This window comes from Capnocytophaga sp. oral taxon 902, from assembly GCF_013394735.1.
Classification (GTDB): Bacteria; Bacteroidota; Bacteroidia; order Flavobacteriales; family Flavobacteriaceae; genus Capnocytophaga; species Capnocytophaga ochracea.
Genome location: NZ_CP058261.1, coordinates 1 through 25,950 on the forward strand (window position 1 = coordinate 1; position 25,950 = coordinate 25,950).

20 protein-coding genes are annotated in these 25,950 nt (G+C 35.3%); 8 read left to right on the forward strand and 12 right to left on the reverse strand.

Annotated features, from left to right (window positions below; all coding sequences use genetic code 11):
* Together dnaA and HW278_RS00010 are read left to right on the forward strand one after the other, a co-directional pair.
* On the forward strand, nucleotides 1–1,422 hold the full coding sequence (gene dnaA / locus HW278_RS00005; protein ID WP_178976538.1) for a chromosomal replication initiator protein DnaA: 1,422 nt from the start codon (nucleotides 1–3) through the stop codon (nucleotides 1,420–1,422).
* On the forward strand, nucleotides 1,422–2,594 hold the full coding sequence (locus HW278_RS00010; RefSeq protein ID WP_178976539.1) for an alanine dehydrogenase: 1,173 nt from the start codon (nucleotides 1,422–1,424) through the stop codon (nucleotides 2,592–2,594). The genes dnaA and HW278_RS00010 overlap by 1 nt, the downstream gene beginning before the upstream one ends.
* 106 nt (nucleotides 2,595–2,700) lie before the next feature.
* Here HW278_RS00010 and HW278_RS00015 read toward each other — a convergent pair whose 3' ends face one another.
* From HW278_RS00015 to gldF, 7 genes are all read right to left on the reverse strand, one after another.
* The gene (locus HW278_RS00015; protein WP_178976540.1) at nucleotides 2,701–3,927 is read right to left on the reverse strand and encodes an alpha/beta hydrolase; all 1,227 of its coding nucleotides are present in this window, start codon (nucleotides 3,925–3,927) and stop codon (nucleotides 2,701–2,703) included.
* Between the two features lie 191 nt (nucleotides 3,928–4,118).
* Nucleotides 4,119–5,417: a TolC family protein gene (locus tag HW278_RS00020; RefSeq protein WP_178976541.1), complete on the reverse strand. Its 1,299-nt coding sequence runs from the start codon at nucleotides 5,415–5,417 to the stop codon at nucleotides 4,119–4,121.
* Between the two features lie 135 nt (nucleotides 5,418–5,552).
* The gene (locus HW278_RS00025; protein ID WP_178976542.1) at nucleotides 5,553–5,864 is read right to left on the reverse strand and encodes a membrane-binding protein; all 312 of its coding nucleotides are present in this window, start codon (nucleotides 5,862–5,864) and stop codon (nucleotides 5,553–5,555) included.
* A gap of 356 nt (nucleotides 5,865–6,220) precedes the next feature.
* The gene (locus HW278_RS00030) at nucleotides 6,221–7,495 is read right to left on the reverse strand and encodes a glycosyltransferase family 4 protein (RefSeq protein WP_178976543.1); all 1,275 of its coding nucleotides are present in this window, start codon (nucleotides 7,493–7,495) and stop codon (nucleotides 6,221–6,223) included.
* A 67-nt stretch (nucleotides 7,496–7,562) separates the two neighbouring features.
* Nucleotides 7,563–8,756, reverse strand: coding sequence for a tRNA 2-thiouridine(34) synthase MnmA (gene mnmA / locus HW278_RS00035; RefSeq protein WP_178976544.1), 1,194 nt, complete (start codon nucleotides 8,754–8,756; stop codon nucleotides 7,563–7,565).
* Between the two features lies 1 nt (nucleotide 8,757).
* Entirely contained in the window at nucleotides 8,758–10,446 is a 1,689-nt protein-coding gene (gene gldG / locus HW278_RS00040) for a gliding motility-associated ABC transporter substrate-binding protein GldG (protein ID WP_178976545.1), read from the reverse strand.
* Nucleotides 10,443–11,162, reverse strand: coding sequence for a gliding motility-associated ABC transporter permease subunit GldF (gldF, locus tag HW278_RS00045; protein ID WP_178976546.1), 720 nt, complete (start codon nucleotides 11,160–11,162; stop codon nucleotides 10,443–10,445). The genes gldG and gldF overlap by 4 nt, the downstream gene beginning before the upstream one ends.
* 468 nt (nucleotides 11,163–11,630) lie before the next feature.
* Here gldF and HW278_RS00050 point away from each other — a divergent pair, with 468 nt between their 5' ends.
* Nucleotides 11,631–12,422 carry an IS982 family transposase gene (locus HW278_RS00050; RefSeq protein ID WP_178976547.1) on the forward strand — a complete coding sequence of 264 codons (792 nt, stop codon included), beginning with the start codon at nucleotides 11,631–11,633 and terminating at the stop codon, nucleotides 12,420–12,422.
* A 614-nt stretch (nucleotides 12,423–13,036) separates the two neighbouring features.
* Here the strand turns inward: HW278_RS00050 and HW278_RS12290 are convergent.
* The 3 genes from HW278_RS12290 to HW278_RS00060 all read right to left on the reverse strand — a co-directional run bounded on the left by HW278_RS12290 (nucleotide 13,037) and on the right by HW278_RS00060 (nucleotide 18,684).
* Entirely contained in the window at nucleotides 13,037–13,171 is a 135-nt protein-coding gene (locus HW278_RS12290; RefSeq protein ID WP_255493650.1) for a hypothetical protein, read from the reverse strand.
* Between the two features lie 850 nt (nucleotides 13,172–14,021).
* Nucleotides 14,022–14,981 (reverse strand): IS30 family transposase, encoded by a 960-nt coding sequence (locus tag HW278_RS00055; RefSeq protein ID WP_255493651.1) that lies wholly within the window; start codon nucleotides 14,979–14,981, stop codon nucleotides 14,022–14,024.
* Between the two features lie 481 nt (nucleotides 14,982–15,462).
* On the reverse strand, nucleotides 15,463–18,684 hold the full coding sequence (locus HW278_RS00060) for a P-loop NTPase fold protein (protein ID WP_178976549.1): 3,222 nt from the start codon (nucleotides 18,682–18,684) through the stop codon (nucleotides 15,463–15,465).
* A 578-nt stretch (nucleotides 18,685–19,262) separates the two neighbouring features.
* Between HW278_RS00060 and HW278_RS00065 the strand changes: the two genes are divergently transcribed.
* The 5 genes from HW278_RS00065 to HW278_RS00085 all read left to right on the forward strand — a co-directional run bounded on the left by HW278_RS00065 (nucleotide 19,263) and on the right by HW278_RS00085 (nucleotide 23,713).
* Nucleotides 19,263–20,270, forward strand: a complete 1,008-nt coding sequence (locus tag HW278_RS00065; RefSeq protein WP_178976550.1) for a DHH family phosphoesterase — start codon at nucleotides 19,263–19,265, stop codon at nucleotides 20,268–20,270.
* A gap of 6 nt (nucleotides 20,271–20,276) precedes the next feature.
* Entirely contained in the window at nucleotides 20,277–20,849 is a 573-nt protein-coding gene (gene gldI, locus HW278_RS00070; protein ID WP_009411813.1) for a gliding motility-associated peptidyl-prolyl isomerase GldI, read from the forward strand.
* Between the two features lie 25 nt (nucleotides 20,850–20,874).
* Nucleotides 20,875–22,005, forward strand: coding sequence for a peptidylprolyl isomerase (locus HW278_RS00075; RefSeq protein ID WP_178976551.1), 1,131 nt, complete (start codon nucleotides 20,875–20,877; stop codon nucleotides 22,003–22,005).
* Nucleotides 22,006–22,114: 109 nt separating this feature from the next.
* Entirely contained in the window at nucleotides 22,115–22,624 is a 510-nt protein-coding gene (locus HW278_RS00080) for an IS1096 element passenger TnpR family protein (protein ID WP_009418287.1), read from the forward strand.
* Nucleotides 22,625–22,654: 30 nt separating this feature from the next.
* On the forward strand, nucleotides 22,655–23,713 hold the full coding sequence (locus HW278_RS00085; protein ID WP_009411811.1) for a nucleoid-associated protein: 1,059 nt from the start codon (nucleotides 22,655–22,657) through the stop codon (nucleotides 23,711–23,713).
* A 79-nt stretch (nucleotides 23,714–23,792) separates the two neighbouring features.
* Here the strand turns inward: HW278_RS00085 and HW278_RS00090 are convergent, their stop codons facing one another.
* Complete coding sequence (locus tag HW278_RS00090) at nucleotides 23,793–24,800, reverse strand: aldose epimerase family protein (protein ID WP_178976552.1); 1,008 nt, start codon at nucleotides 24,798–24,800, stop codon at nucleotides 23,793–23,795.
* A gap of 83 nt (nucleotides 24,801–24,883) precedes the next feature.
* Nucleotides 24,884–25,867 carry a UDP-N-acetylmuramate dehydrogenase gene (gene murB / locus HW278_RS00095; RefSeq protein WP_178976553.1) on the reverse strand — a complete coding sequence of 328 codons (984 nt, stop codon included), beginning with the start codon at nucleotides 25,865–25,867 and terminating at the stop codon, nucleotides 24,884–24,886.
* Between the last annotated feature and the right edge of the window lie 83 nt (nucleotides 25,868–25,950).

The following is a 25,950-nucleotide window of genomic DNA, read 5'->3' on the forward strand; positions in this document are numbered from 1 at the left end:
ATGAAAGAAGCAGCTGAAAAAGTCTGGAGTAGGTGTCTTGAATTTATAAAAGACAACATTACTGAGCAACCATTTAACACTTGGTTTGCTCCTATCGTACCTGTAGAATTAGAGGGCAACACCCTAAAAATCAAAGTACCCAGTAAATTCTTTTGCGAGTGGTTAGAAGAAAATTATATTTCTCTTCTCAAATCAGCTATGACTTTTACCTTAGGTGTAAACTCTCGCCTCGTATATATTGTCGATACTCCTCTTACTAAAGAACAACTTCCTAGTACTAACCGGCCGGAATTAGCAAAACAGACTTTGACTTTAGCTACTGAAACCAAAGACCCTGGACTTAAAAATCCTTTCGTAATACCTGGTATTCGCGAAATAACTGTTGATCCTCAGCTGAACTTACATCAGAACTTCGACAACTTTGTGGAGGGGGCTTCCAATCGTCTAGCCCGTTCTGCAGGTATGGCAGTTGCCAACAAACCTGGGGGTACGGCTTTCAATCCGCTGTTTATCTTCGGAGGAGTAGGCTTAGGTAAAACCCACTTGGCACACGCAATAGGGGTAGATATCAAAGAAAAATACCCTAAAAAGAAGGTACTATACGTCTCTGCCGAAAAGTTCACTCAACAGTTTATCAGTGCTTCCACAGCCAAAGACAAAGATAAAAATACACTTAACGACTTTATTCACTTCTATCAGCTCATCGATGTGTTGATAGTCGATGATATTCAGTTCTTATCAGGGAAGGTAAAAACCCAAGATGCTTTCTTTCACATCTTCAATCACCTGCACCAAAATGGAAAACAGGTAATCCTCACTTCCGATAAAGCACCAGTCGATTTGTTCGATATCGAACAGCGCTTGCTCTCTCGCTTTAAATGGGGGCTTTCAGCCGAACTCCAAACGCCCGACTATGAAACGCGCTATAAAATATTAGAAAATAAATTCTATAATGATGGCGCTGAAATAGGCGAGGATATCATCGCTTATTTAGCTGAAAATATTCGTACCAATGTGCGTGAACTCGAAGGGGTAAGTAATTCACTGATTGCACAAGCAGCTTTCAACCGCAAAGAGTACTCTATAGAACTTGCACAAAGCATTATTGATAAATCGGTGAAGAATAATCGAAACGATTTGACGATTGACCATATTCAGCAAATCATCGCCGATTACTTTGGCTTAGATATAGAATCCTTGCATTCAAAAACTAGAAAGCGTAATGTGGTTCAAGCACGACAGTTGGCGATGTTTTTCTCGAAGAAATACACCAAAAATTCGCTTTCTACTATTGGAAGCCAAATAGGAGAACGCGACCACGCTACGGTGCTACACGCTTGTAAAACGGTGGAAAATCTAATAGAAACCGACCGTGCATTCAAGAAATATGTAAGTGATTTGGAAACTAAATTCTCTGACTGATGGAATCCTTATCTCAACTATTACCACAAGAAGAACGATTAGCGGTAAGCAATGAACAAAAATCTCTGAAAATAGGACTTCCAAAAGAGCAAACCTTTCAGGAGCATCGCATTTGCTTAACTCCCGATGAAGTAGCGGTATTAGTAGCTAATGGACATCAAATACTAATAGAGGCTGGGGCAGGGGAGGAGGCTCATTTTTCGGATACCGACTATAGTGAGGCAGGTGCCGAAATAGTATACGATACCCAAGAAGTATTCGTGTGTCCTATTGTGCTAAAAGTTCAACCGCCCACTACTGATGAACTCGCTTACTTTAATGCTCAATCTGTATTGTTGTCGGCTTTACAACTTAACACACAAGATAAAACTTACTTCGAGACGCTTGCACAAAAGCAAATCACTGCCTTAGCTTTTGAATATATAAAGGACGAAGCTGAAAATCACCCTATACAGCAGTCGGTTGATGAGCTCACAGGTATTGCAGCTGTACTCACCGCCTCTGAACTGCTTGCAGAAGAAAACCGACTCTTGCTCGGCAATATCACTGGAATACCGCCTACTGAAGTAGTACTTTTGGGAGCAAATGAACTCACCAAAGCTGCTGCCAAAACTGCCTTAGGATTAGGTGCCAATGTAAAGATATTTGCTCCTTCTCTCACCGATTTGAGAAAACTGCGTACACATTTGCCCTCCTCAGTATATACCGCTACTTTGCAACCTCAGTTACTCCGAGAAGCCTTAACACATTGCCACGTACTTATAGGAGCTATGAGTGGAGAATGTCGCTCGCCCATAGTAGTAACGGAAGAGATGGTACAACAAATGAAGCGTGGTGCTGTGATAGTAGATGCTAGTATTGGCATAGGAGGCTGTATAGAAACCAGTCAGCTTACCACTTTAGAACAACTTACCTTTACAAAATACGAAGTAGTACATTGTGGAGTGCCTAATTTACCTTCTCGTTATGCTCATACAGCTTCAACTTTGCTCAGCAATATCCTATTACCTTACTTACTGAAAATAGGAGAGGAGGGAGGTGTAGAAAACCTTTTACAAATAGACAAAGGTTTTAGAAACGGACTCTATTCTTATCACGGAATCATTACTCATCACAACATCTCCGAGTGGTTCGGATTGCCTTACAAACCTTTACATTTATTGTTTTTATAGACACAGAATAAGTTTTCTTAATACTTTGATAATAAAATGTCCGAGAAGTTATAGAGGTAACTTCTCGGACATTTTGCTATTATTTCTAATTTCCTTTTTCTATTTTCTAATTTGTATTTTCTGTTTTGTTAAGACCTTCTAACACTGAATCAAAGAACAACAACATTTCGTGAGTGTGGTATTTGCCGTATTTGTTGAAAGTTGCTTGTGTTTTAGTATCGGGTTTCCAATCGAAGAAAGCGTGATTGGCACCTCCTACTTGTATATACTCCACCCTCTGACCGGCTTTGGAAAGGGCACGTTCGTAAGCTTTGACCTCTTCATCTTTTATAAGTTCATCTTCTGAACCTCTAAACAACAATTGGGGTACTGCTCTTTTAGAAGCCTCTGGAATACTGTTGATAGGTGCAATTTCATTTAAATAAGGATAGTCTTTAAAGCGATAGATAAGCATTTCAGAACGAAATACCCCATAGCTGGGTGCAGCAGCTTTGATAGCTTTAGCCAACTCATTGCGCACTTGTGCCACAGTTTTCCCTTTAGGCATATAGGTAGGCATAAATTCGTAAACACCTTGCGTTTTACCAAAACCTCTATCGCCTATGCGTTCTACAAAATTTGCTGCTGAAGCCGATAAATGTCCTCCCGCACTATCGCCTGTAAGGAGTAACTTACTGCTATCCCCTCCGTATTTAGCAGCATTTTCAGCAATGTGTAACAAAGCCCCATACACATCTTCTATAATTTGGTGCAATTGAGTAGGAGTACTATCTCCGTCAAGTTTGTCTATCCAGCGGTAATCAATGTTGAAAACCACATATCTGCCACTGTTTGCTAGTTCGCGTGCCAAACCTCTCATCACCGATTCGGTATTAGAGCTCCATCCACCTCCGTGAATAATTACAATACAAGGTAGATTTTGCTTACCTTTAGGACTATATACATCGTATTTCAGCGGTTTTACTCCCGGTTTAGCATAAACAATATCTTGCACTACTTTCAGATTAGCTTCCGCTTTTTTAGGTATAAAACAAGCTCCTACATTCATATCTTTGTCTACTTTCACTTTGAACTCAGGTGTAGATTGTTCATAAAACATAGCTCCCCACTGTTCTGGTAAAGAGTAATAGCCACTATCAAAAATATAGCCAGTGGCAGGGGTTGCTTTGAGTGTAAGAACCGTGCCTGCTTTTACCATTCCGTCCTTAGGTAAAGTAGGACTAATAGTATACGAACCATTACGTGCCTCATCAGGCGTTACTTTGAATTTGTTTTGTGCTTGTAGCCCTAGAACAAATAAGGTTATAGCACTGAATAGTATGTATTTTTTCATATATAGATAAATTAGTAATTTTACTTTTTATGACTTTTGTACTTAGCGTTGCGAACATCTTTGATTACACCTTTCCAATTGTCAGATATTTAGGTAAACAACAAAGCTAAAGGTTCTACTTTATCTGAAATAATCTTTAATAAGGCTTGTCCGGAAGTACCAAAGTTGGGCAAAAAACCATCGACTTTGTATTAATGACTAAAATAATATTCTAATACTTTTAACTTAAAAATATATTGATATTTGGCTTTAACAAAATCGTTTTGAGCATTCTCATACTGATATTTAGCTTGACTAAAATCAAAAGTATTCATTAAGCCTACATTATGACGCTCTTGCGCATAACTAAACGCCTGTTGTTTTGCTTGTACCGTCTTTTCACTAGCTTCATATAGCTTTTTAGCATTCGAAGCATCATTATAGGCTTGATAAATGTTCTTCTCAGAAGTAAGTTCTGCTTGTTCTTTAGCGAATTGACTTTTTAGAAAATTTAATCGCTGACGTTTTACAGTTCCCAAAGTTGAAAATCCGTTAAAAATAGGAATATTAAGCGATAACCCTGCATACATACCTTTATTAGCATCAAGCTGTTGCCAAAAATCTTGCGATTGATTCTTACTCCATCGTGAACTATACCCCCATTGAGCAGAAAGACGTGGTGAATAAGCCGACTGTGATAAGCGCAAACTATTTTGAGCTACTTGCATATTTGCTTCGGCTAATTTTACATCGCTCATTACCTCTTTGGCACGCTCATAAATCTCTTCAGGAGTTCTATTGAGAATATCAGCAGAAGGTTGCTCAAAAGCACTATCTGCAATATCAAAATCTCGATAGTTTTTTAACAAAAGTAATTGTGCCAAACCCATTTTGGCAATAAAGAGAGCGTTTTCAGTAGCTATTATTTGCTGTTCTTGTGTGAGCAGTTGTGCTTCGGCTTCATAAATATCTCCTTTGGGTAAAGAACCTGCACCAATAAGTTCACGGGTGCGCGTTAAACTTTCCTTTGAAATTTCTAACTGTGCTTTCAAATTCTTGATTTGTTCTTTATTGCTCAACACTTCGGCATAGGCATTGATAATCATCAGTACTATATCGTCTTTCATTTTATCTAACTGATATTGAGAAGCTATACGATTAAGTTCCGCCTGATGTAACTTGCGCCAATTTTGTAGTCCTGCAAAAAGAGTAAGATCTACGCTTACCCCTCCTGATGCCGATTGAAAGAAAGCATTTTCAAACTGATTGGTTACAGGATTAATATTTTTTCCCTCATTTAAGTTATAAGATGCGTTGCCATTCACCGAGGGCAAGAAACCTGCTTTGGCTTGCATTTTATCAATATCTGTGGCTTTCAAATCTATTTCCGATTGTTTAATAGATAGGTTATTTTCTTTGGCATACTGAATACAGTCGCTTAATGTCCACAGTTTTTGTGCTACTACTGAAAAAGGCAGTAAACAAAGTAAAAAAAATAACTTTTTCATCATTTTGTTCTATTCAATAAGTTTGATATATTATATATAGTTTCCGAATTATTATATATACAAAGTAATTCGTTCTTAACTATTTATTATTACAAAAAATACCTTGTTGGGACGCACTGCCTAACAAGGTATTTTTTCTTACCGTTTGTCCTCAATACCAAATTCTTTCCATTGTGTTTGAGGAATATCAATTTTTATGAGTTTTTTAATGAAAGATACTTTACTTTCTATTTCGGTAATAGTTTTACTAAGCTCTTGAGTCTTAGTTTTGAGGTCGGCTTTGAGCTTTTCTTGTTCGCTGTTGAGCGTTTCCATCTTCTTGCGGAGTTCTTCGAGCTTGGTAATGTCTTCGACCTTCACACCCAAAGGCAATTTGTCATTACGACCTTTTAACCCGTCAATCATCACTTGCGATTCGACTAAATTGGTTGAATAAGTTTTCTTTGCCATAAGATTGTCAATTAAATTTTATAAGATAATTACTTGTTTTATTTGTTTCCTATATAGGAAATCGTTTTACTAAGATAGTTTTTTCAGTTCCCAACATAGGAAATAATTTTCCCAAGATAGTTTTTTTGGTTTTCTATATGAAAAATCGTTTTATTGAGATGTATTTTTTAATTCTCTATATAGAAAATTGTTTTTCCCAGATAGTTTTCTCTTCTTTTATAAAAGAAGTAGAAAAAGTACCTTTTGAGATTTCTCTGCAAAGGTATGTATTATTTTTTAATAAACAAAAGAAAAAGATTATTTATTGTAGAAAATCTTTCATTAATAGAAAAAAATGTGATAAATAAGAAAACTTTTCATATCAGTTGAGCCAACCGCTGAGTAAGGGCTTTACGGCTGTATTGTTCTACTTCTTTGGGGTTAGTTTTAAGTGTTTTATGTTGGAATTGATGATAGAACTCTACTATTTTGGCTTTCATCTGAGAGGCATCGGTATATCCCACAAAAATACCTGTTTGTGTTTCAGTGAGAATAGGTGTAACATCCCAGTTATGAGGTCCTATGGCGAGAATAGGTCGCCCCGAAATCATATATTCAAACAGTTTACCCGGAATAATACCTTGTGTTTCTTCGGAATCTATTTCGATGAGCAACAATACTTGCGATTGCTTTTGCAAACTAATAGCTTCTTGATGGCTAATATAACCTTTATTAATATAATAAGGTGTAAGTCCGTTATGGTGAATATCTTCTTCGATTTCTTCACTTACTTTGCCTGCAAAACAAAGTGTGAAATCTTCGGCAAAATGAGGTTCTTCGCGTACTAATTCGGCTAATATTTTCCACAGTATTTTGGGGTTTCTATCTGATAATAAAGAACCTATGTGCGAAATAAGGAATTTATTGGATAGGGGAGGGGTGATTGTTTTTTCCTCATCGTAACCATTGGTAATCACCTCAATAGGAGTATTGATAAGCTGCTGAAAGTCTTTTTGCGTCTTGAAACTGGTTGTAATCACCAAGTCTGATTGTTGTAACACTTCTTTTTCCCAATAATGCTGACGTTTATCTGCCCATTTAGTAAGGCGTAAATCTTTGTAATAACCAATAGTTGTCCACGGGTCGCGGAAATCGCTAATCCATTTGAGGTGAGGAATTTGTTTCTTTAATTCATAACCTATAAGGTGTACGCTGTGAGGAGGCGAAGTGGTGATGATAGTTTCTATCTGGTTTTCTTTTATAAACTTATTCAGATACTTTACAGAAGGTTTTACCCAGAATTTACGAGCATCGGGAATGAAGAGATTACCACGTATCCAAAGTAATACTTTATCTAAAATAGAAACTTTTTTACGCGGAATGATACCCGAACTAATTTTTTGGGTTTTCTTTTTAGAGAATAACGAAGCCCAAGCATAAGGTTCCCATATAGGATGTTTGATAATTTGTATATCAGTAGGCAAATCGTTTCCTATTTCATTGTCGATGATAGGATAAGTTGGGTTTTCAGGAATATATACAATAGGTTCTATATTAAAATCTCGTAAATATTTTACAAATTTTAACCAACGTTGTACACCAGGTCCGCCAGCAGGCGCCCAATAATAAGTGATGATAAGTACCTTTCTCATATCTTTTTCCCTATCTTTTATTTGACATAATATACATTATAGTTTATTTGATAAAGGTGTTTTTTTACTATGAAATCACACCGCTACCCACCAATTCATCTCCGCTGTACCAAGCCGCAAATTGTCCCTCAGTAATAGCACTTTGAGGTTCTGAAAAATGAATATATAAACCATTTTTCACTTTGTATAAAACTGCTTTCTGTAATGGCTGACGATAGCGAATGCGCACCATAAACTCTTTTGATTCATATACTTTTAATGCCAAATCTTCGCGAATCCAATGTTCATCAGAGGTTGTGATAAACAAAGCACTTCGGAATAATCCGCGATGAGTGTGTCCTTGTCCTGTATAGATGATATTTTTCTCGATATCAGTTTCTATGATGAACAAGGGTTCTTTGGTTCCTCCCACATTTAAGCCTTTGCGTTGCCCTTTAGTAAAATAATGAGCCCCTTGATGGATACCTACTTTTTTACCGTCTTCGGGGCGATAAACAAAACGTTGCGACAAATACTCCAATTCGCCTTCATAAGTTTCAAAAGTACGTAGCATATCAAAGTCAGTATATCCTTTCCAATCATTGGGGATTTCAATAATATCGCCTTGTTTGGGTTGTAGTTTTTGTTGTAGGAATTCGGGTAAACGCACTTTCCCTACAAAGCAAAGTCCCTGAGAATCTTTTTTATCAGCGGTTATCAAATCTTGAGCTTTGGCAATGGCTCTTACTTCTGATTTCTGCAATTCCCCGATAGGAAAAAGTGCTTTACTAAGTTGCTCTTGTGAAAGCTGACATAGGAAATATGATTGATCTTTATTTTCATCTTTTCCCGATAGCAATCGGTAGATTTTTTTACCGTTTATCTCTATTTCTTCTTTGCGACAATAGTGTCCCGTTGCTACGTAATCGGCACCTAAACTAAGGGCAAGTTTCATAAAAACATCAAACTTGATTTCACGATTACATAACACGTCGGGATTGGGGGTTCTACCGTGCTCGTATTCATTGAACATATAATCAACAATACGGGCTTTGTAGGGCTCACTCATATCCACTGTTTGGAATGGAATGCCGAGTTTTTCGGCTACTAAAAGTGCATCATTACTATCTTCTAACCAAGGACATTCGTCGGAAATAGTAACTGAATCATCGTGCCAATTCTTCATAAAAAGGCCTATTACCTCATAGCCTTGTTCTTTTAACAAATAGGCAGCTACGCTACTATCTACTCCCCCACTAAGTCCTACTACTACTCTTTTCATTTTATCCTCTCTTTAGGTTCTTCTTTTTGTAAAAATATAATACCAAAAGCATTACCAATATCAAAAGCAATAATGGATACACAAATACTTTTACTTGCCAACTGCTGGCACTTTCGGCTACTTTTTCCTTATCTAAGAAAGCCAATTGTACTTTCTTATTACGCAAACTCAAAAACTCAGTATCGTCTAAGAGGTAATTTAAAGCATTCTGCAAAAAGGCTTTATTATCATAATATTTGTTTGTCCATTTATCAAAACCAAGTTCTAAGGGGAAATTATTTTTGCTATCTATATCGTTTTTGATAATATCGCCATCGGCTACTACCAACATTTTGGTAGGTTTGCTTCTATCAGCTTTTTCTTTGAGGTTTATGGGGCGAATACGATCTTTATAAACTGAGTTAAACTCTCCTTCCAAAAGCACTGCTAAGGGAATATTTCCGTGTTTGTAGGCTTCTTTATTCTGGTTATTGGGGTCGAAGCGCAAATTGATTTCGCGAGGGGTACCATCTGCTTTTGAGAAAGGTGAACTGGCGAGAAGCACCGTTTTCTTCACTCCGTTTTTCAACGTATCGATGCTATTGGCAAACTGAAACCTCACTGCATCTAAATGATTGTTGATAAGATGATTATTACTTGAAATCACTAGCGGATTATATACCCAAGGAATAGGCATATAACGGGTTTGAGAGCCATCGCCTGTGGCTACTATGATTTCAGAAAAGTACAAATCGTTTACCAAGGTGTAATTGATACGGAAACCATATTGGAAAAACATATCGGTAAGGTTTAGATTGACGGGCATTGCCATTGTCATTCCGCCTGTTTTGTACATATCTTCTAAGGAAACTGCAACATTGTCAATCAACCATAGAGCACGACCGCCATTCATTATATACTGGTCTATTACTTGCTTTTGGGCATCGGTGAAAGGCTCAGTAGGCTTAGGCACGAGCAGTAAATCGAATTTTTCGAGGTCGTGTAGAGTCTTCTCGGGATTGGTAGCTACTGAATCGAGGGTGAAAGGTGCTATAAAGTAGTATTCGCGCGCTGTTTTGAGGAAGTCGGCCATATAGATATCTTTCAGCGCACCGTTACTTCTGAGTACTGCGATTTTCTTCTTCTTGTCCAACGTAAACTTATAGAGCGCATCAGTAAAATTGTATTCCAATTTCTGTACTGAGTTCTGTACCTGCTCTTGGTCGGTAGAGCCGAGTTTGTTCACGAAGAGACGAACGCGCTCACTCTTCTTGCCATCGCTAATCACTGCCCAAGGGAAAATATACTCAATAGAAGATTTTCCCGCTTCATTTTGGGTGATTCGCAGGGGCTGATAGCCATTATTTATCAGTTCTTGAATTACACTTTCGGGGTGCTCCTCCCCTTCTAATGGGTTTACAAAATTGACGATAATGTTGTTATTGGTAGCAGCATACTCGTCTAATAACTGAATTGTTTCAATCTGTAATTTCTTAAATTCGGTAGGGATATTGCCTTTGAGCAATACATCAATCACGATAGGATTCTGTATTTTAGCAAGTGTTTTCTTGCTCACCTCTGAAAGCGTATAACGTTTGTCTTGTGTGAGGTCTATCCGCGTGTGCCATTGTTTGGCGATATAATTGACTGCAAGGAGGCATACTAAGGCTATAACTACCTTGCTAATAGAGTTTTGAAAGAGTTTTTTCATCGTTTGTAGGCTTTGAGTGATAAGGTAGTGAGATATATGAAAAATGAGATAACAGAGAGGAAATACACGATATTTCGGGTGTCGAGCACTCCCCTACTGATAGCGTCGAAATGCGTTTGGAAGCCTACCCCACCAAAATCTTCGGGGGCTACAAAGGCAATAAGTTGGTCGATGCCAAAGAAGAAAAAGAAGCACAGAAAGGCCGCTAACACAAAGGAAATGATTTGGTTACTACTTATAGACGACGCCCATAAGCCTACAGAGGCAAAGGTGGCTACCAGCAAAAACAAGGCAATGTAAGACCCCACAGTGCCAGCTATATCTAAGTTGCCTACGGGGTTGCCCAACACCCATACCATATAGACATATAGGGCTGATGGCAAAAGGATTACAAAGAGCAAGAAGAGGATGCCCAAGTACTTGCCTAGCACCATTTGCAGGGTGCTGACCGGTTTGGTGAACAAGAGGGCTAACATACCGCTTTTTTTCTCTTCGGAGATACTTCTCATCGTAATGGCAGGTACTAAAAAGACAAAAACCCAAGATGAAAGCCTAAAAAAAGGCAACATATCGGCGAAACCAGCATTGAAAATGTTGTAATCTGTTTTAAAGACCCATAGGAACAAGCCGTTGAGTACGATAAAGAGCCCAATGATAGTAAAACCAATGGGCGAAGTGAAGAAATAACGGATTTCTTTTTTGAATAGTGCGTACATTTTTATAGTTAAGAGGTAAGAGTTTGAGATTTAAAAAGTCTTTAACAATAATCTTTATTCTTAATGATTTTTCAGCGTGCAAAAATACAAAAATAATATGATATTACCACTATAGGGACAATAAAAGTTAGTAACAATTATCATATTTTCAAGAGTATTGGTTTCTTATTGTGAAAAATATAATGCTTATTTTGCTTTCTTTTACCTTGCTTTCTTTCCTTTTCCACTTAATAAAATAATAAAAGTGAAAAGTTAAAAAACATTAAAAAAAATACATTATAACAGTTATCTTTTTCTACAAAACTATTATTTTATAGTTTTCTCAGTAACAGATATAGGTCATTGTCACGTTCTAAAAAGGTTGTTATAATTAATTAATTCAATTTGCTAGTTGAAAAGTTTAAAAAATAAAAAAGCAAAGCAAAAGATTTGTATATTTGTAATTGCAAAAAAATAAAAACAACTCCAATGCTTTGCAAAGACAAAATTACATCATTTTTTTGTATTATCGATGATATTTTAAAAGAAATTAATCATTCTGAAGATATTCGCAGAAAAGTATCTGATAGCGAGATTATTACAACAGCATTTATAGCTGCTGCCAGTTTCTATGGGAACCATCGTTCAGCTATCAAATTTGTTAAACAATACAATTTGTTTCCCAATATGTTAGAAGAAAGTAGGTTTAATAGACGCTTACATAATCTGGGAAATGTACTTTATGAATTATTTCATTTGGTAGCCTCTTTTTATAAAGAGATTACTTGTGAAATAAACTATATCATAGATTCGTTTCCTATACCTATTTGTCAAAACATTCGTATTAATAGATGTAAAATTGCAAAAGGCAAACAATATAGAGGCTATACAGCAAGTATGCGGTCTTATTTTTATGGAATTAAAGTTCAGTTAGTTACAACAGGAGAAGGCATACCAATTGCATTTCATTTTACCGTAGGAAAAACGGCAGATGTGAAAGCCTTAGATAAGATTACAGAGATTTTTCCACCAGAGGCAAAACTTTATGGGGATAGTGCTTATACAGATTATCAAATGGAAGATTATCTGCTTGAAAATAAATGTGTTGAGTTAAATACACAACGAAAAAAGAATAGCAAAAGACCCGACTCAGAAAAACAAAGTAGACAGAAGTTAAAGATGAGAAAGCGTGTAGAAGTAGCTATAAGCGATATTAAAAAGATGTTTCCTAGAACAATACATTCTGTTACTTTAAAAGGTTTTTTAATAAAGATTATATAAGGGGTAAAACAAAATGTACATACCAAATATAGACAAAAAAAACTAAAAAAGCCCTAAAATACAATTAGTTACCATAAAAAAGCCCAAAAAGATGGGTAAAACAAAATGTACAAAACGCTACATTTATATGCATAAAATGCCCCAATGTTATACCTTTTATTGTACAAACATAAACATTATATACCAGCGATGCAAGTAACACCCCAAAAAAAGCCCCAGACCCCAACAAATACGCCCATTTAGGGCGTTTTTTTGTGCCTTATAGCTACTGCAAAAGCCACCTTTAGAGGGGTAGAAAACACCCCAAGAAGGTACCCTGCTACCTCCTCGCTCAAAAAGCTACTTTTGGAAGTTGGGGTTACAGTTAGCCCCTTTTTGGGTAGTATTAAGGCAGGGGTATAATACCTATATAAAGCCATTATTGGCACTTTTGGGCATATTGTGCGGGGGGTATTACCATAATAATAAGGGCATTTTACATATAACATACTGATTTACACAGTGTTTATATTGACACCACTTAAAAAGTGCCTTTTCTCTCCTATACATTACTTACTTTCTACTCTTTTGCGTCCAATTTATTGCCTTTTCCCAAATATTTTATTGTATAACTTTTATAGCAGGTCGTCTTCTAAGTCTTTTAAAGAAAATAAGGTGTCAGCTAACCCCAATACTTGTGTAGCATAGATTAAAAGAGCTTCTCTGTCCATTCCCATTTGTCTACCTGTTGCTACCTTAAGCAATATCAAAGGCAAATTCCTGTTAAGCTCCTACCATAACGACGAACAGCAAGTATGTACAGCAATGTGGTTGGTACCAGAAAGAAGTTCGTTTGCACTTAGGAAGTAGCAATAGCTCAGGAAAGAAGCGTATAGAAGTATTAACTGCTAACTACCCTATATAATATAATAAGTATAGGCACAAAAAAACACGGATAGCTATAACGCATATCCGTGTTTTTATTATCTTTGTCCCGTTCAATCCTTGCTCAAAAAATGTACATTTCGTTTTGAAAATTGGTACATTTCGTTTTGCGGATTATAATTACAATGTATATTTTTGGATTACAGTTATTTAAAATAATCAATAACTAGCAAGTTAAATTATTTATTCTATATTTACTTTTTTTTACATCAAGAAGCTTGCAGTTTAACTAGTTAGTCTACAAAGCAATTCATTATTCTTATTCTTTAACTTTGTTTTGAGATGCTTCCAATAGTTTTTTTATAATCCTCTTGGTTGTAACAATGATATCTAATATAGAAAATATTTACTGTTCTCTTCATCCTAACTTACTTCACGTTCGTTGAAGGAGCAAAGTTTTTTCTTATTTTATTTTTTAAGCGCGCAATAATGGAAACTGTTATTCATTCTGAGTTACATTTGCTTTATTCTTTTTTTAATAAGCACCTATTTGAATCAATTCATATGTTTATCAAATGCATTCAATGTTCTGTTGATTCTGCAAAGATACAATAATAAAAGATTATAAACGATAATACAGTTAAAAAAATCATTTTGCTTCGTATTCTTCCTTAAATTTTAAAAAATTATTTTCTTGTTTGGGATTTCGCCCATTCCACCATCAAGTGCAATTTTTCAGATTACTTTCTGATAGAATAAACCTTTTAGTTTTTCAAAATCTAATACTTTTCTTGGTCTATTATTAATTTTATATTGATATTCTTTAATTTCTTTATCTGTAATATCTTTAAAATCAGTGTTTTTTGGTATGTATTGCCGTACAAGACCATTGGTGTGTTCACTAAGACCTCGCTCCCAAGAACTATAAGGATGAGCAAAGAAAAATTGTAGACTCAATTTCTTTTCAACTCGCTTAAAATCAGAAAATTCATTACCATTGTCAGCAGTAATTGTCTTTATATAGTTTTTGTAAGGCAAGGTCATATCTATAAGTTCATCTGCTAATGATTTTGCTTTCTTTCCTTCTTTTAACTTTTTCATAAGCAACATTTTAGTAGTCATTTCAACCAATGTAAGTATCGCTCCTTTATTTCCTGCTCCTACAATTAAATCTATTTCCCAGTGTCCAAACTCTGTTTTCTGACTTATAACCTCAGGACGTTCTTCAATAGACTTTTTATCTTCTACTTTCTTTTTACAAGTGTACAATGCTCTACTTCTATGCTTAAGCTGATGACGAGTGTGTTTGTATAGTTCGCCTCCGTTTTCTTTGTCTTGGTGAATGAATTTATAGATAGTTGTTTTTCCAACCATTGGTATTCTATTTTTTTTACAATACCTTACAATTTGCTCAACAGACCACTGTTCTTCAGTGATATGCTTAATAACAAAAACTTTCATTTCTTTAGTAAATTTACGTTCTTTCCTAAAACGTTCTTTACGCTCTTCTGAGATTTCTTGAGCTACTTTTGGACTGTATTTTCCTGTCTTTGTTTTGTTTCTTGACAGCTCTCGACTGACGGTAGAGGGATTACACTCTGCATAAAGAGCAATATCTTTTTGTTTGATTCCGCTTGCTTTTAAAGCAGAAATTACTGACCTTTGCACCAAATTTAAATGCTTATATTCTTTCATTGTCATTTACAAAGAAAAGCATTTATTTTGAAAGAGAAAAGACTTTTATAGTTTTTTCTCTTTTTTTATTTCTCAAAGGGTTGCCCCTTAGAGGCAAAACCATCTGAAAAATAAAAGTTTTACTAAAATTTACTACTTAAAATTGCAATTATTAGTGGAACTTACAAAAGCTATATAAAGAGCCCCACCTAATTATTTATTAGATGGGGCTGTTATTGTTTGCCTGCGGAGGCTCTCCACTATTTTACTTCTTCGAAAATAACTAATACTGAAAATCAATAATTTATAATTTTATGGTACAAATGAGGGATTATAAAACTTGAGAGGTATTGATTAGAAAATGTCTTGGATGTTATTACCTAATCATTAAATTTACATTTATGTCTCTATATACTAAAAAAGATGAAAGTAAAGTCTGAGAATCGATCTTTTGATTACCTAACAATAATTCATCGTGTAATATAAATAATATAGTTAGCTTTTATATGTTATTTTTACTAGAATCTTTTTTCTCAGCATTTATTAATGTTTTAATTTCCTTATGTATAGGTTCATACATTTGAGATGTCAACATTTCCTCCAAGATTGGTTTTGCTACTGTTATTCCAACTTTAAATACATATAGATAAAAATCAGGATCGCTTGTGATAATCTCTGCGCATTTGATTTCACGATAAACGGGCTTAACAAAATGTTCTATCAAACCTATACATGTATTCGCGGTTATGCTTTTTTCTAGTTTTGGCAATAATTTTCCAAATACTTGGAACCTAGAACTTGTGACATCATTCTGAGCAAAATAGGTCGACATCTTATCGTTAAGGTAGCTAATAAATATGGACGCATCAGGTGAATTGCTTAATAAGCAATTTAGAAGTTCTTCATCTCTAATGTCATTATAACTAATAACATAATCCAGTTGTTGTTTTAGTTCTTCTGTAAGCTGTTTATTTGTTGATGATAGATATTGCGTTCCGAGAAAGACTTTCACAAAACTAATCCAGTAACTATCGCTAGTTAAGAAACCTTCAGATTGTTCCTCCATTGCTTTAACAGCCAATGTAATAAGCCCATCTATGAATTTTCCCGGATTACGCTTATAATCTTCGAATAATGGTTCATGAACATAGCTACGATAAGAACTTATATCATTTTCACCCCATTTAAAAGACCATTTATTAAATTGTTTAAATAAAACTTCGTAAGTAATATTTAGCATATTTTTTATACTTTGTATATTCTGGGCTATATATATAGAATTAGGTTCTTCTCCAATACAATGTTCTATCATATATCGATTTATTTTATATAAAGCTGTACCAGAGCTACCTAGTCTTTTTATAAGGTCAGCGTAAACAATATACTTTTCGATTATTCTACTAACTCTTGGGGTCATGTTATCCTCAAAATTCGAAATATCATAGCCATTTGCAATATACATAGCAACTATGTCTTCATTACCTTGCATTGAAAAATCATCCCAGGGAGTAGAATAAATATTAGAAAACATTGTATTTATTATGATTGCTTTAAAGCGTGTTTCCAACACACCTTTTCCTTCATGCAAAAGGCGATTTACAAGGGCAGGAAGACGAAGATTATTATTCTCATCTGGCCAATGTTCAATGTGGTCTGAAAGTTCATTTCTCAGCGTATTAAAGTTATATTGCTGATCCTTCAGAAGTAACTCCAACATCGAAACAGTAGAATCGTGACCTTTTAACGTACCCTCTAATATGTACTGATTAAGTTGATCATTATTTGTTGAAACCTTGAATATAGGATATTTCTCTTTTGCCGTATTCACATATTCTTCAAATTCTTTTGGAGTAGTCTCTCTTTCTTGCAACATTCCCATTATATTAATGTTTTTATCACTATTATCAACCACTTTTTGGAGATTGTTCAACACGTTATAGTACTTCTCTCCATTAGTCAAACGGCATTTAGATAATGTATTGAAATAGGATTCAAGTAATCGTTTAGCACAAGCTTCAGACAGTTTATGTGTTAAAATATGTATTGTCTCATCATTTTCTATTTCTGTGAAATGCATTCTTGATTTCATATTTGCAAGTGCATTCCATTTTTTATTTAGCCGTTCTTGTTCTTCTTCATTAAAATTAGAAATCTCAAGTGAGTTGAAACTCTTAACCGCATTCGCAAGACTGTCTTCTGTAATGTATGCAGAAGTAAGAATTGATTCTAATAAGGGAACAAAGTGTGGAGATTCTGCATATTCGGATATAGGATTTCCATTATTAATCAAGTTCAACAATACATTTCTAAGCAGAAGTTCACCAGCCAATTTTTCATCTTCAAGACCATATGCAAATTGACACAACTGTATTCTTACGCTGTCCGTTTGTGGGTAGAAACTATTTACTTTGTCAAAAAGTTCATTTGACAAAAGGGATTCTTCCAAAGATTTTTCTTTGTTGTATAGTAGGTATCCTTTCTTTAATACATATAAAGCTAGATTCTGAAGACGAAACTGTGCACTACGCCACTGAAGTCGTAATGCCACAAGTTCATTAATAAAGCAAATAACAGTACGAGGATTGGGATTTTCTTCTAAGCACATAAACACTTGACAGATGTGTTCCTCGTCATGTTCGTTCTTTCCGAAAGCCTTTTCAAAGAGTGTTTTGAATAGTTTCCTGTAGTCGGTAATGACTGGTTTGGGGACTGTGAACACTATGGGAAAAGTCTTATTTATAAATTGCTTAAATTTATCTATCTCTTTCTTTTCGCTAGGCAAAATAGCTTCACATAAGTGTACATAATCAAAAGGTATTATCGCCCATATATTTTTGAAGTCACTTCCTGCAAAGAATGTATGAATGAGAGACCATAACTGAATAACTTTATCAGAAGGTAGTCTATCCATATTATCAAATACTATGATAACTTTTTTCTTTGAAGACTCTTTCTTTTCCAACTGATTAGAGATTACTTGAAGCCAGTTCTTAAATTCAGTTATAGATGGCTCTTCACTAGAAGTGAACTGCTCATCTATAATATTGTCATTCTTCTGAGTCAAAAGGGTTGTGAAGATTTCCCATTTACTTTTGCAAACCGCGTATAATAATGATATACCTCCAACAAGCAACAAAGGCATTAGCTCTATTACTAGAATCCATCTAAACCTAAAATAAATTTCTCTCTCAATTAGTTGATTAAGTACAACTGAAGAGACTGCAAAATACCCCACTAACAAGATTCCCCAAATGGTTGCCCAAGAAAATTTAGGAATAGACTTTGTTATTGTGGTTGTTTTATTCGAGAGGAGCATTTGAAGTTGGTCAGACCACTTTGCCGCGTGTAGTTTCCCGTTCCTCATTTTTATACTAACTTCACCTTGTAAAACTTTATCTTGTATTAGCCTATTTGTAAGCGTTTCTAAAATAGAACGCCGCTGTAAATCTTCTTGATGCGACCAAGTGTCATAAGTAAATATATAATAAGATAAGTTCTTTAGTTTATTATCTAGCCTCGTTACAACATTAGATTTTCCCGATCCCCAAGAGCCTTCTATTCCAATTATACGTGGTAAACTTTCTTTATTTGTATTTTTATTTTTATTATCTACTTTTAGTATATAATTGGAAATATTTTCTGCCAGTTTACTCTGAGATTGTCCTTCAAAAAAATCTTCACCTAATGGTTTGTCTACAATAAAATGAGGATAAATTTCTTCCATAAAATTATTATTTATTATTTGTTTATACTATTTAATTCAATTTGCTAGTTGAAAAGTTTAAAAAATAAAAAAGCAAAGCAAAAGATTTGTATATTTGTAATTGCAAAAAAAATAAAAACAACTCCAATGCTTTGCAAAGACAAAATTACATTATTTTTTTTGTATTATCGATGATATTTTAAAAGAAATTAATCATTCTGAAGATATTCGCAGAAAAGTATCTGAAAAATTGCACTTGATGGTGGAATGGGCGTTTTGCAGAAAGAATACTATACAATAGTTTTTCGTGTAATATTTCCGTAATTCTACAATAATCCTATCCCCTACTCTGTTTTCTTTTTATCATCAATTGATAATTATTTGTTACGCCAGCGGAACTAGTTGTTATCAATTGATAATTACTTATTATCGCTAAGAGTTCATTATCAACGAATATTCATTAAAAAACAAAATTATTTTTTTGTCATTAAAAATTAATTACTACCTTTGTCCTGCAAATTAATCATTTCTTTTTCAATTTTAAAATTTTTCAGATATGAAAACATTAAGAACAAATTAATGTCGTACTTTTGCACCCTATGAATATATATGATATAGAAAACGTTAAGCTACTACTTAAAAAACAGCTGAAAATAAGTATCATTCCTCACAAAAGCCCTGATGGAGATGCCATAGGGAGTTGCTTGGGACTATACTTGTATTTAAAGCAATTGCACCAAGATGTAACGGTGGTGTCGCCCAATGATTTTCCTGATTATTTAAAATGGTTACCCTCAGCCGATGAGATTCTCATCTATGACAATGCTCCTGAAAAGGCAAAAAAACAAATAGAAAACTCTACACTCATCTTTACGCTTGATTTCAATTCGCTTAAACGCGCTGATGGACTCACACCTTTATTAGAAAGCTCGGCAGCTACGTTTGTGATGATTGACCATCATCAAGCGCCTGAGGCTTATGCCAAAGTAACTTTCTCTAACCCCAATGCCAGCTCTACCTGCACAATGGTATATTCGTTTATTGATGCAATGGGCAATAAAAACCAAATAGATAGAGAAATAGCTACTTGTTTGTACACAGGAATAATGACCGATACGGGAAATTTTAAATACCCCACCACTACTAGCAATACGCTAAAAATAGCTGCTTTTCTTATCGAAAAAGGAGCTAAAAACAGTCAGATTAACAGTAATGTGTTTGATAATAATTCATTTAACAAATTGCAATTACTGAGTGTAGTTCTGAAAAATATGATGTATTTAAAAGAGTACGACACGGCTTACACAACGCTTAGTTCGGAAGAACTACAACAATACGACTGCCAAAAAGGAGATACTGACGGTTTCGTAAATTATGGGCTTACCATTAAGAACACCAAGCTGGCAGTAATCTTCATTCAAGAAGGTGATTTTATAAAAATGTCGTTGCGTTCCAAAGGTAATAACGATGTAAATCTGTTTGCACGCAAATATTTCAATGGCGGAGGGCACATCAATGCTGCAGGAGGTAGATTTGACGGTACAATGGAAGAAGCAGTAACTTATTTTAAACAAGTTTTGCCAGATTTTATTCACAAGAATATTTAAAAAACAATGAATATACTCAAAAAAATAGCAATAATAATGGTTGCTGGCATAGTTTTCATAAGCTGTGCCGACCGACAAGCACGCCACCCTGTAACCAAGAAAACAAGTACCTTTTTAAAGGAATCGGCTAAGAAAAATAAAGCGCTATTAGCTTCAGAAGAAGCTCTTATTGATTCTATTATCAAAAAAGATACGCTCCACACCTTTATAGATTCACAACACGGTTTTAAATTCTATTACCTAAACCAAAATCCTAATGCTGACTACACAGCACAGTTTGGCGATATCGTAACCTATGATTACAGTCTTTCGGATTTGCAAGGTAACGAACTCTACCAAGAGAAACCCGATGGTGATTATAAGTATAATGTAGATAAAGAAGAGGTATTCCAAGGGTTGCGTTCAGCACTAAAATTGCTAAAAGAGAAAGAAAGTGGTGTTTTCTTTTTCCCCTCGAGCGTAGCCTATGGTTATCGTGGTGATAAAGATAAAATAACTTTCAACCAGCCTATTATTGCCAAGATAGAGGTTTTTAAAATTGAAAAGAACAAAGAGAAAATAGAACCACGACCTGAATAAGTAGAAATTTTAATTAATTTTATATATGAGACGACTCAATTTTATCGCATTGCTTTCTGCAATGTTTGTATTTTTCAGTTGCAATTCGCAAAAGAAAGCCTATAAAGATTTAGGCGATGGCTTATTTGCGGATATTGAAACTACTCAAGGAAATATTATTGTAAAACTAAACTACAAAGAAACTCCTGTAACAGTAGCCAACTTTGTTACTTTGGCAGAAGGTAAAAACACTTTCGTAAAAGCTGAATACAAAGGTAAACCGTTTTACAACGGAACAATTTTCCACCGAGTAATCAAGGATTTTATGATACAAGGAGGTGACCCTACCGGCACCGGAATGGGAGAACCCGGTTACCGATTTGAAGATGAGATAGTGCCTACTTTAAAACACAATAAAAAAGGAATCTTGTCAATGGCAAACGCAGGCCCAGCTACCAATGGCAGTCAGTTTTTTATTACCCAAGTGCCTACTCCTCATTTAGATGGTCGCCACACAGTATTCGGCGAAACGGTGAAAGGTTTAGAAGTAATAGATGCTATTGCTAATACTAAAACAGTAATGAATGACAAGCCTGAAAAGGATATCAAAATCAATAAGATTACTATTATTGCCAATGGTAAAGATGCTAAAAACTTCAATGCTGTAAAAGTTTTTGAAGATTACTTCAAAGAAATTAACAAGAGAGAGCGAGAAAGAGAGGCTAAGACGAAAGCCGCTGCAGCTAAGTTCTTAGAAGAAGTAAAAGTACAGGAACCACAAGCCAAAGCACTTCCTTCAGGAGTAAAAATCTTTAAGTTAGTTGATGGTAAAGGCAAACAACCTAATCACACACATCAAGTAATGGTAAACTACGCAGGTTATTTGAAAAACGGAACCCTTTTCGATTCTAACGTAAAAGAAATTGAAGAGGCTTATGGTAAATACAACTCATTACGTGAACAACAAGGAGGATACCAAGCCTTCCCTATGCCTTACAACACTTCTGCACAACTTATACCAGGCTTCAGAGATGCTTTACTTACAATGAAAGTAGGTGATAAAATACGCGTATTTATTCCTGCTGCTTTAGGATATGGCGAAAGAGGTGCTGGCGATGTGATTCCACCTAATAGTGACCTTATTTTCGATATTGAAATTACAGATATAGCTAAATAAGTATAGAAAATAAGAATATACAAACTTTGTCAAAGTCTCTAACAGCCTGTCGTGCTACGACCTTTGACAAAGTTTTTTTACTAACAACTAAAATAACTAAAAACTAAAAATGGTATACAAATTCAGAGTGATACTCGACGTTAAAGAAGACGTTTTTAGAGATATTATCATTCAAGGAGAAGCTACTTTGGAAGATTTACACAATGTAATCAACCAATCATTTGGCTTTGCTGGTGACGAAATGGCTTCTTTCTATCTTACCGACGAGGATTGGAATCAAGGAGAAGAAATCACCCTTTTTGATGTATCAGAAAGTGGAGAAATGCGCTTGATGGAAGAGACAACCATCGAATCGGTAGTAAGTGAAGAAGAGCCTAAACTGTTGTACGTATACGACTTTATGTCGATGTGGACATTCTTCGTAGAATTAGTAGAGATTGATGAAGAAGAAACAGGCGCCTCTTATCCTGCTTTGATATACGCTCACGGTTCTATTCCTGCTGAAGCTCCCGAAAAATCATTTGTAGCTGATGATTTTGATGAGTTTGAAGATGAATTTAACGATTTTGACCTCGACGAAGACGATTATGGAAGTTTCAGTGAAGAAGAATACTACTAATTACGTAATAGTAACAGATAACAAGTAACTATGCTAAATTTATATACAACAAACATTGAAACACTTTCTATTCACAGGGTAGGTAATCTAAGCAAAGGAGAACCTCTATTCCTTTCAGAAAAACCTTATGCACTAAACGATGAGATTATAGGGTTACTGAAAGAATACTTCTTTAAACCTTTCCGTGAAAAAGAAGAAAACTACTTTCACTTAGTACACGATACCGATGTTGAGTTCAATGAACTTTACCAGCTGGTAACTCCTATTTTTGAGAACGAGAGCTCTATTCACGAGCAATCTAAGAAGATTGCGCAACACTTGTACAATCAGTCTAATCACCCACATATCAAAAGCGGAGAGGTGTATGTAGCGCTTCTTCACGATAGTTATTTAGATAATGAAAAGGTAAAAGCAGTAGGTATCTTCAAATCGGAGATGAGGAACAGCTTTTTGCAGTTTGAGGAACAGGCTAACCAGTTGGAGATGATTATTCAAGAGGGAGTGAACATTCACCGATTGGATAAAGGTTGTATTATCTTTAATGTGAATAAAGAGGACGGATACAAAATACTTTCCATCGATAGCAATCGTTACGATACTAAGTATTGGTTGGAGAACTTTCTAAATGTCGATGCGTTAATAGACGATAATTTCTATACTAAAAAGTACTTAAAATTCAGCCAAGACTTTGCCAAAGATGTAATCTTGCCTGCTGAAGATAAAAAAGAAGAGGTTTTGTTTATGAACCGTGCGATTAATTACTTCGCTAAGAATGATGATTTTGAAGAAACCTCGTTTATGAATGAAGTGTTTGAAAATCCTGAATTGATACCAGAGTTTAAGCACTACAAAGTAGAGAAAGGACCTAAGTACCAAATAGAAGATGTATCAACCTTTCCGATTGTTAATAAGGCTGTATCGGATGTGCGCAAAAAAATTAAAAATGTGATTGATTTAGACACTAATATCCAAATACGTATGGACTTTATCAATCCAGAATCAGCTGATAAGTTTATTGAGAAAGGTTGGGACGAAGAAAAACAAATGTATTACTATTTGGTGTACTTCAATAAAGAACAAAAAAGCTAGATTTTAAATGGTGATAGCATAAAAAAGAGTCTGTATATCAGACTCTTTTTTTTATGCTTCTATCTATCTTATATTCCTTCTACGAAAGGTGTATAAACTTAAATTCAGTAAAGAAATTGTATTCTTCTTTAGGTCTTAACACTACATTATCGAACTGTGGATGTTTAGTAGCATCGGCATAACCTTGTGCTTCAAAACAAATCCCTCTGTTTTGCCCTACAGTTTTGCGATGAGGTGGTTGCAACTCAGGTAAATAATATCCTGCATAGATATGTAACACAGGGTGATTGGTACGCACTTCCATTGCCAATGAACCTTCTCCGTTAGTAAGTATAGCCATTACTTCCTCAGGGGCAATCTCACGTACAAACGAATTATCAGTATGAGCATATACCTTTTGCCCTTTTCGGTAATCCAAACGTGTGCCAGCCACAGGAGGGCGTTCACCTGTAGGGGTAAAGAACCCTTCTTCTAACGGTACGTACTTATCGGCTTTTATTTGTAAGGTATTGTTAAGCACATCGGTATTGCTTTCATTGAGGTTAAAATACGTATGCTGAGTGAGATTTAAAATAGTAGGTGCATCGGTGGTGCCGTGATAATCAATGCGCAAACGGTTATCGGAAGTAAGCGTATAGGTTACACGCACCGTTACCTCTCCTGGGTAACCCTCTTCGCCATCTTTAGAAACATATTGTAAGGTTACTGAAGAATTATCTTCTCCCCTATTTACTGCCACTACGTCCCAAAAGACACTATCAAAGCCTACTGAGCCTCCGTGTATTTGATTTTCTCCTAAATTGCAGTTCAATTGTATTTCCTTGCCATCAATAATAGCTTTTCCATACTTTATACGCCCTGCATTACGCCCTATAATCGCACCAAGATACGGATACTCTTTGCGGTAATCCTCACTTACGTACTCTTCAAACGTGTCGAATCCCAATACACACTCTACTTTTTTCCCCTTTACAGGCACTTTAATAGAGCTAATCACACCACCAAAATTAAGTACGGTTACTTCCATACCTCCCTTATTAGAAAGTACAATAGTTTGTAATTTTTCTTTATGATATTCTTTTTTCATCAATAATTATTTTTTTAGATAAAGATATTGAAATAATGCAAATCAAGAGTTGGATTGAGTTGTATGTAAATAAAGTATATCCATTAAAATATATTCACTTCAAACTCCAAGGCAATACCAAACTTTTCTCGCACTTGAGCTTTTACATAATTAGCCACCGCTAAAATTTCTTCACCTGTAGCTTCACCATAATTCACCAATACCAATGCTTGATGCTTGTGCACTCCTGCATCTCCTTTCCGATAACCTTTGAGTCCTGAGCGATCTATAAGCCAACCAGCTGGCACTTTCACTTCGGTTTCATTCACTGGATAACAAGGAATTTCAGGATATTGCTGTTGTAGCTTTTCGTAATCAGTTTTTAGAATAATTGGATTTTTAAAGAAACTGCCACAATTACCCAAAACATTAGGGTTAGGCAATTTACTTTCGCGAATGGTAATAATCGCATCAGACAACTCTTCGGGGGTAGGTTTAGTAATTCCTCGCTCTGAAAGGACTTGCTGAATAGCTCCGTATTGCGTGTGCAATTGGTGGTTCTTTTTAGTAAGTTTAAAAGTAACCGAAGTAATGATGTAATTGCCCTTCTCTTTCCCCTTAAAAATAGATTCTCGATAAGCAAAAGCACATTCTGCATTTGTAAATATGCGTTTTTGCAGTGTATGAACCTCAATAGTCTCACAACTCTCCATCACATCTTTTATTTCCACCCCATAAGCCCCTATGTTCTGTACAGGAGTAGTACCTACATTGCCGTAGATCAGTGAAAGATTTTCAAGTCCGCCATAGCCCTGTTGTAAAGTATAACGCACAAATTGGTGCCAATTCTCTCCAGCTTGTGCTTTAAGCCATATGTATTCATCAGTTTCTTTTACAGTGCTAATGCCTTTAAGCAGAATGTGAAACACAGGTTGCGTAATATTTTTAGTGAGAAGCATATTGCTTCCACCCCCTAAAACAAATGGATTGTGATACTCTTGTAACGCACTGATGAGTTCCTTTTCACTATGGATAGGAATATATTTTTCAGCTTGAACTTTAAGGTTAAAAGTGTTAGGTATTTGCATAACTTACGGTCTACTTACAAGTGCAAAGGTATGCAAAAAAAAATGAATTAGCAAATGTGAAAAATTAGTAAATTAGCAAATGG

Bases quoted from the DNA above. Each gene is read 5' to 3' on its own strand.
- dnaA (WP_178976538.1), top strand. From the start codon at position 1: ATGAAAGAAGCAGCTGAAAAAGTCTGGAGTAGGTGTCTTGAATTTATA.
- HW278_RS00010 (WP_178976539.1), top strand. From the start codon at position 1,422: ATGGAATCCTTATCTCAACTATTACCACAAGAAGAACGATTAGCGGTA.
- HW278_RS00015 (WP_178976540.1), bottom strand. From the start codon at position 3,927: ATGAAAAAATACATACTATTCAGTGCTATAACCTTATTTGTTCTAGGG.
- HW278_RS00020 (WP_178976541.1), bottom strand. From the start codon at position 5,417: ATGATGAAAAAGTTATTTTTTTTACTTTGTTTACTGCCTTTTTCAGTA.
- HW278_RS00025 (WP_178976542.1), bottom strand. From the start codon at position 5,864: ATGGCAAAGAAAACTTATTCAACCAATTTAGTCGAATCGCAAGTGATG.
- HW278_RS00030 (WP_178976543.1), bottom strand. From the start codon at position 7,495: ATGAGAAAGGTACTTATCATCACTTATTATTGGGCGCCTGCTGGCGGA.
- mnmA (WP_178976544.1), bottom strand. From the start codon at position 8,756: ATGAAAAGAGTAGTAGTAGGACTTAGTGGGGGAGTAGATAGTAGCGTA.
- gldG (WP_178976545.1), bottom strand. From the start codon at position 10,446: ATGAAAAAACTCTTTCAAAACTCTATTAGCAAGGTAGTTATAGCCTTA.
- gldF (WP_178976546.1), bottom strand. From the start codon at position 11,162: ATGTACGCACTATTCAAAAAAGAAATCCGTTATTTCTTCACTTCGCCC.
- HW278_RS00050 (WP_178976547.1), top strand. From the start codon at position 11,631: ATGCTTTGCAAAGACAAAATTACATCATTTTTTTGTATTATCGATGAT.
- HW278_RS00055 (WP_255493651.1), bottom strand. From the start codon at position 14,981: ATGAAAGAATATAAGCATTTAAATTTGGTGCAAAGGTCAGTAATTTCT.
- HW278_RS00060 (WP_178976549.1), bottom strand. From the start codon at position 18,684: ATGGAAGAAATTTATCCTCATTTTATTGTAGACAAACCATTAGGTGAA.
- HW278_RS00065 (WP_178976550.1), top strand. From the start codon at position 19,263: ATGAATATATATGATATAGAAAACGTTAAGCTACTACTTAAAAAACAG.
- gldI (WP_009411813.1), top strand. From the start codon at position 20,277: ATGAATATACTCAAAAAAATAGCAATAATAATGGTTGCTGGCATAGTT.
- HW278_RS00075 (WP_178976551.1), top strand. From the start codon at position 20,875: ATGAGACGACTCAATTTTATCGCATTGCTTTCTGCAATGTTTGTATTT.
- HW278_RS00080 (WP_009418287.1), top strand. From the start codon at position 22,115: ATGGTATACAAATTCAGAGTGATACTCGACGTTAAAGAAGACGTTTTT.
- HW278_RS00085 (WP_009411811.1), top strand. From the start codon at position 22,655: ATGCTAAATTTATATACAACAAACATTGAAACACTTTCTATTCACAGG.
- HW278_RS00090 (WP_178976552.1), bottom strand. From the start codon at position 24,800: ATGAAAAAAGAATATCATAAAGAAAAATTACAAACTATTGTACTTTCT.
- murB (WP_178976553.1), bottom strand. From the start codon at position 25,867: ATGCAAATACCTAACACTTTTAACCTTAAAGTTCAAGCTGAAAAATAT.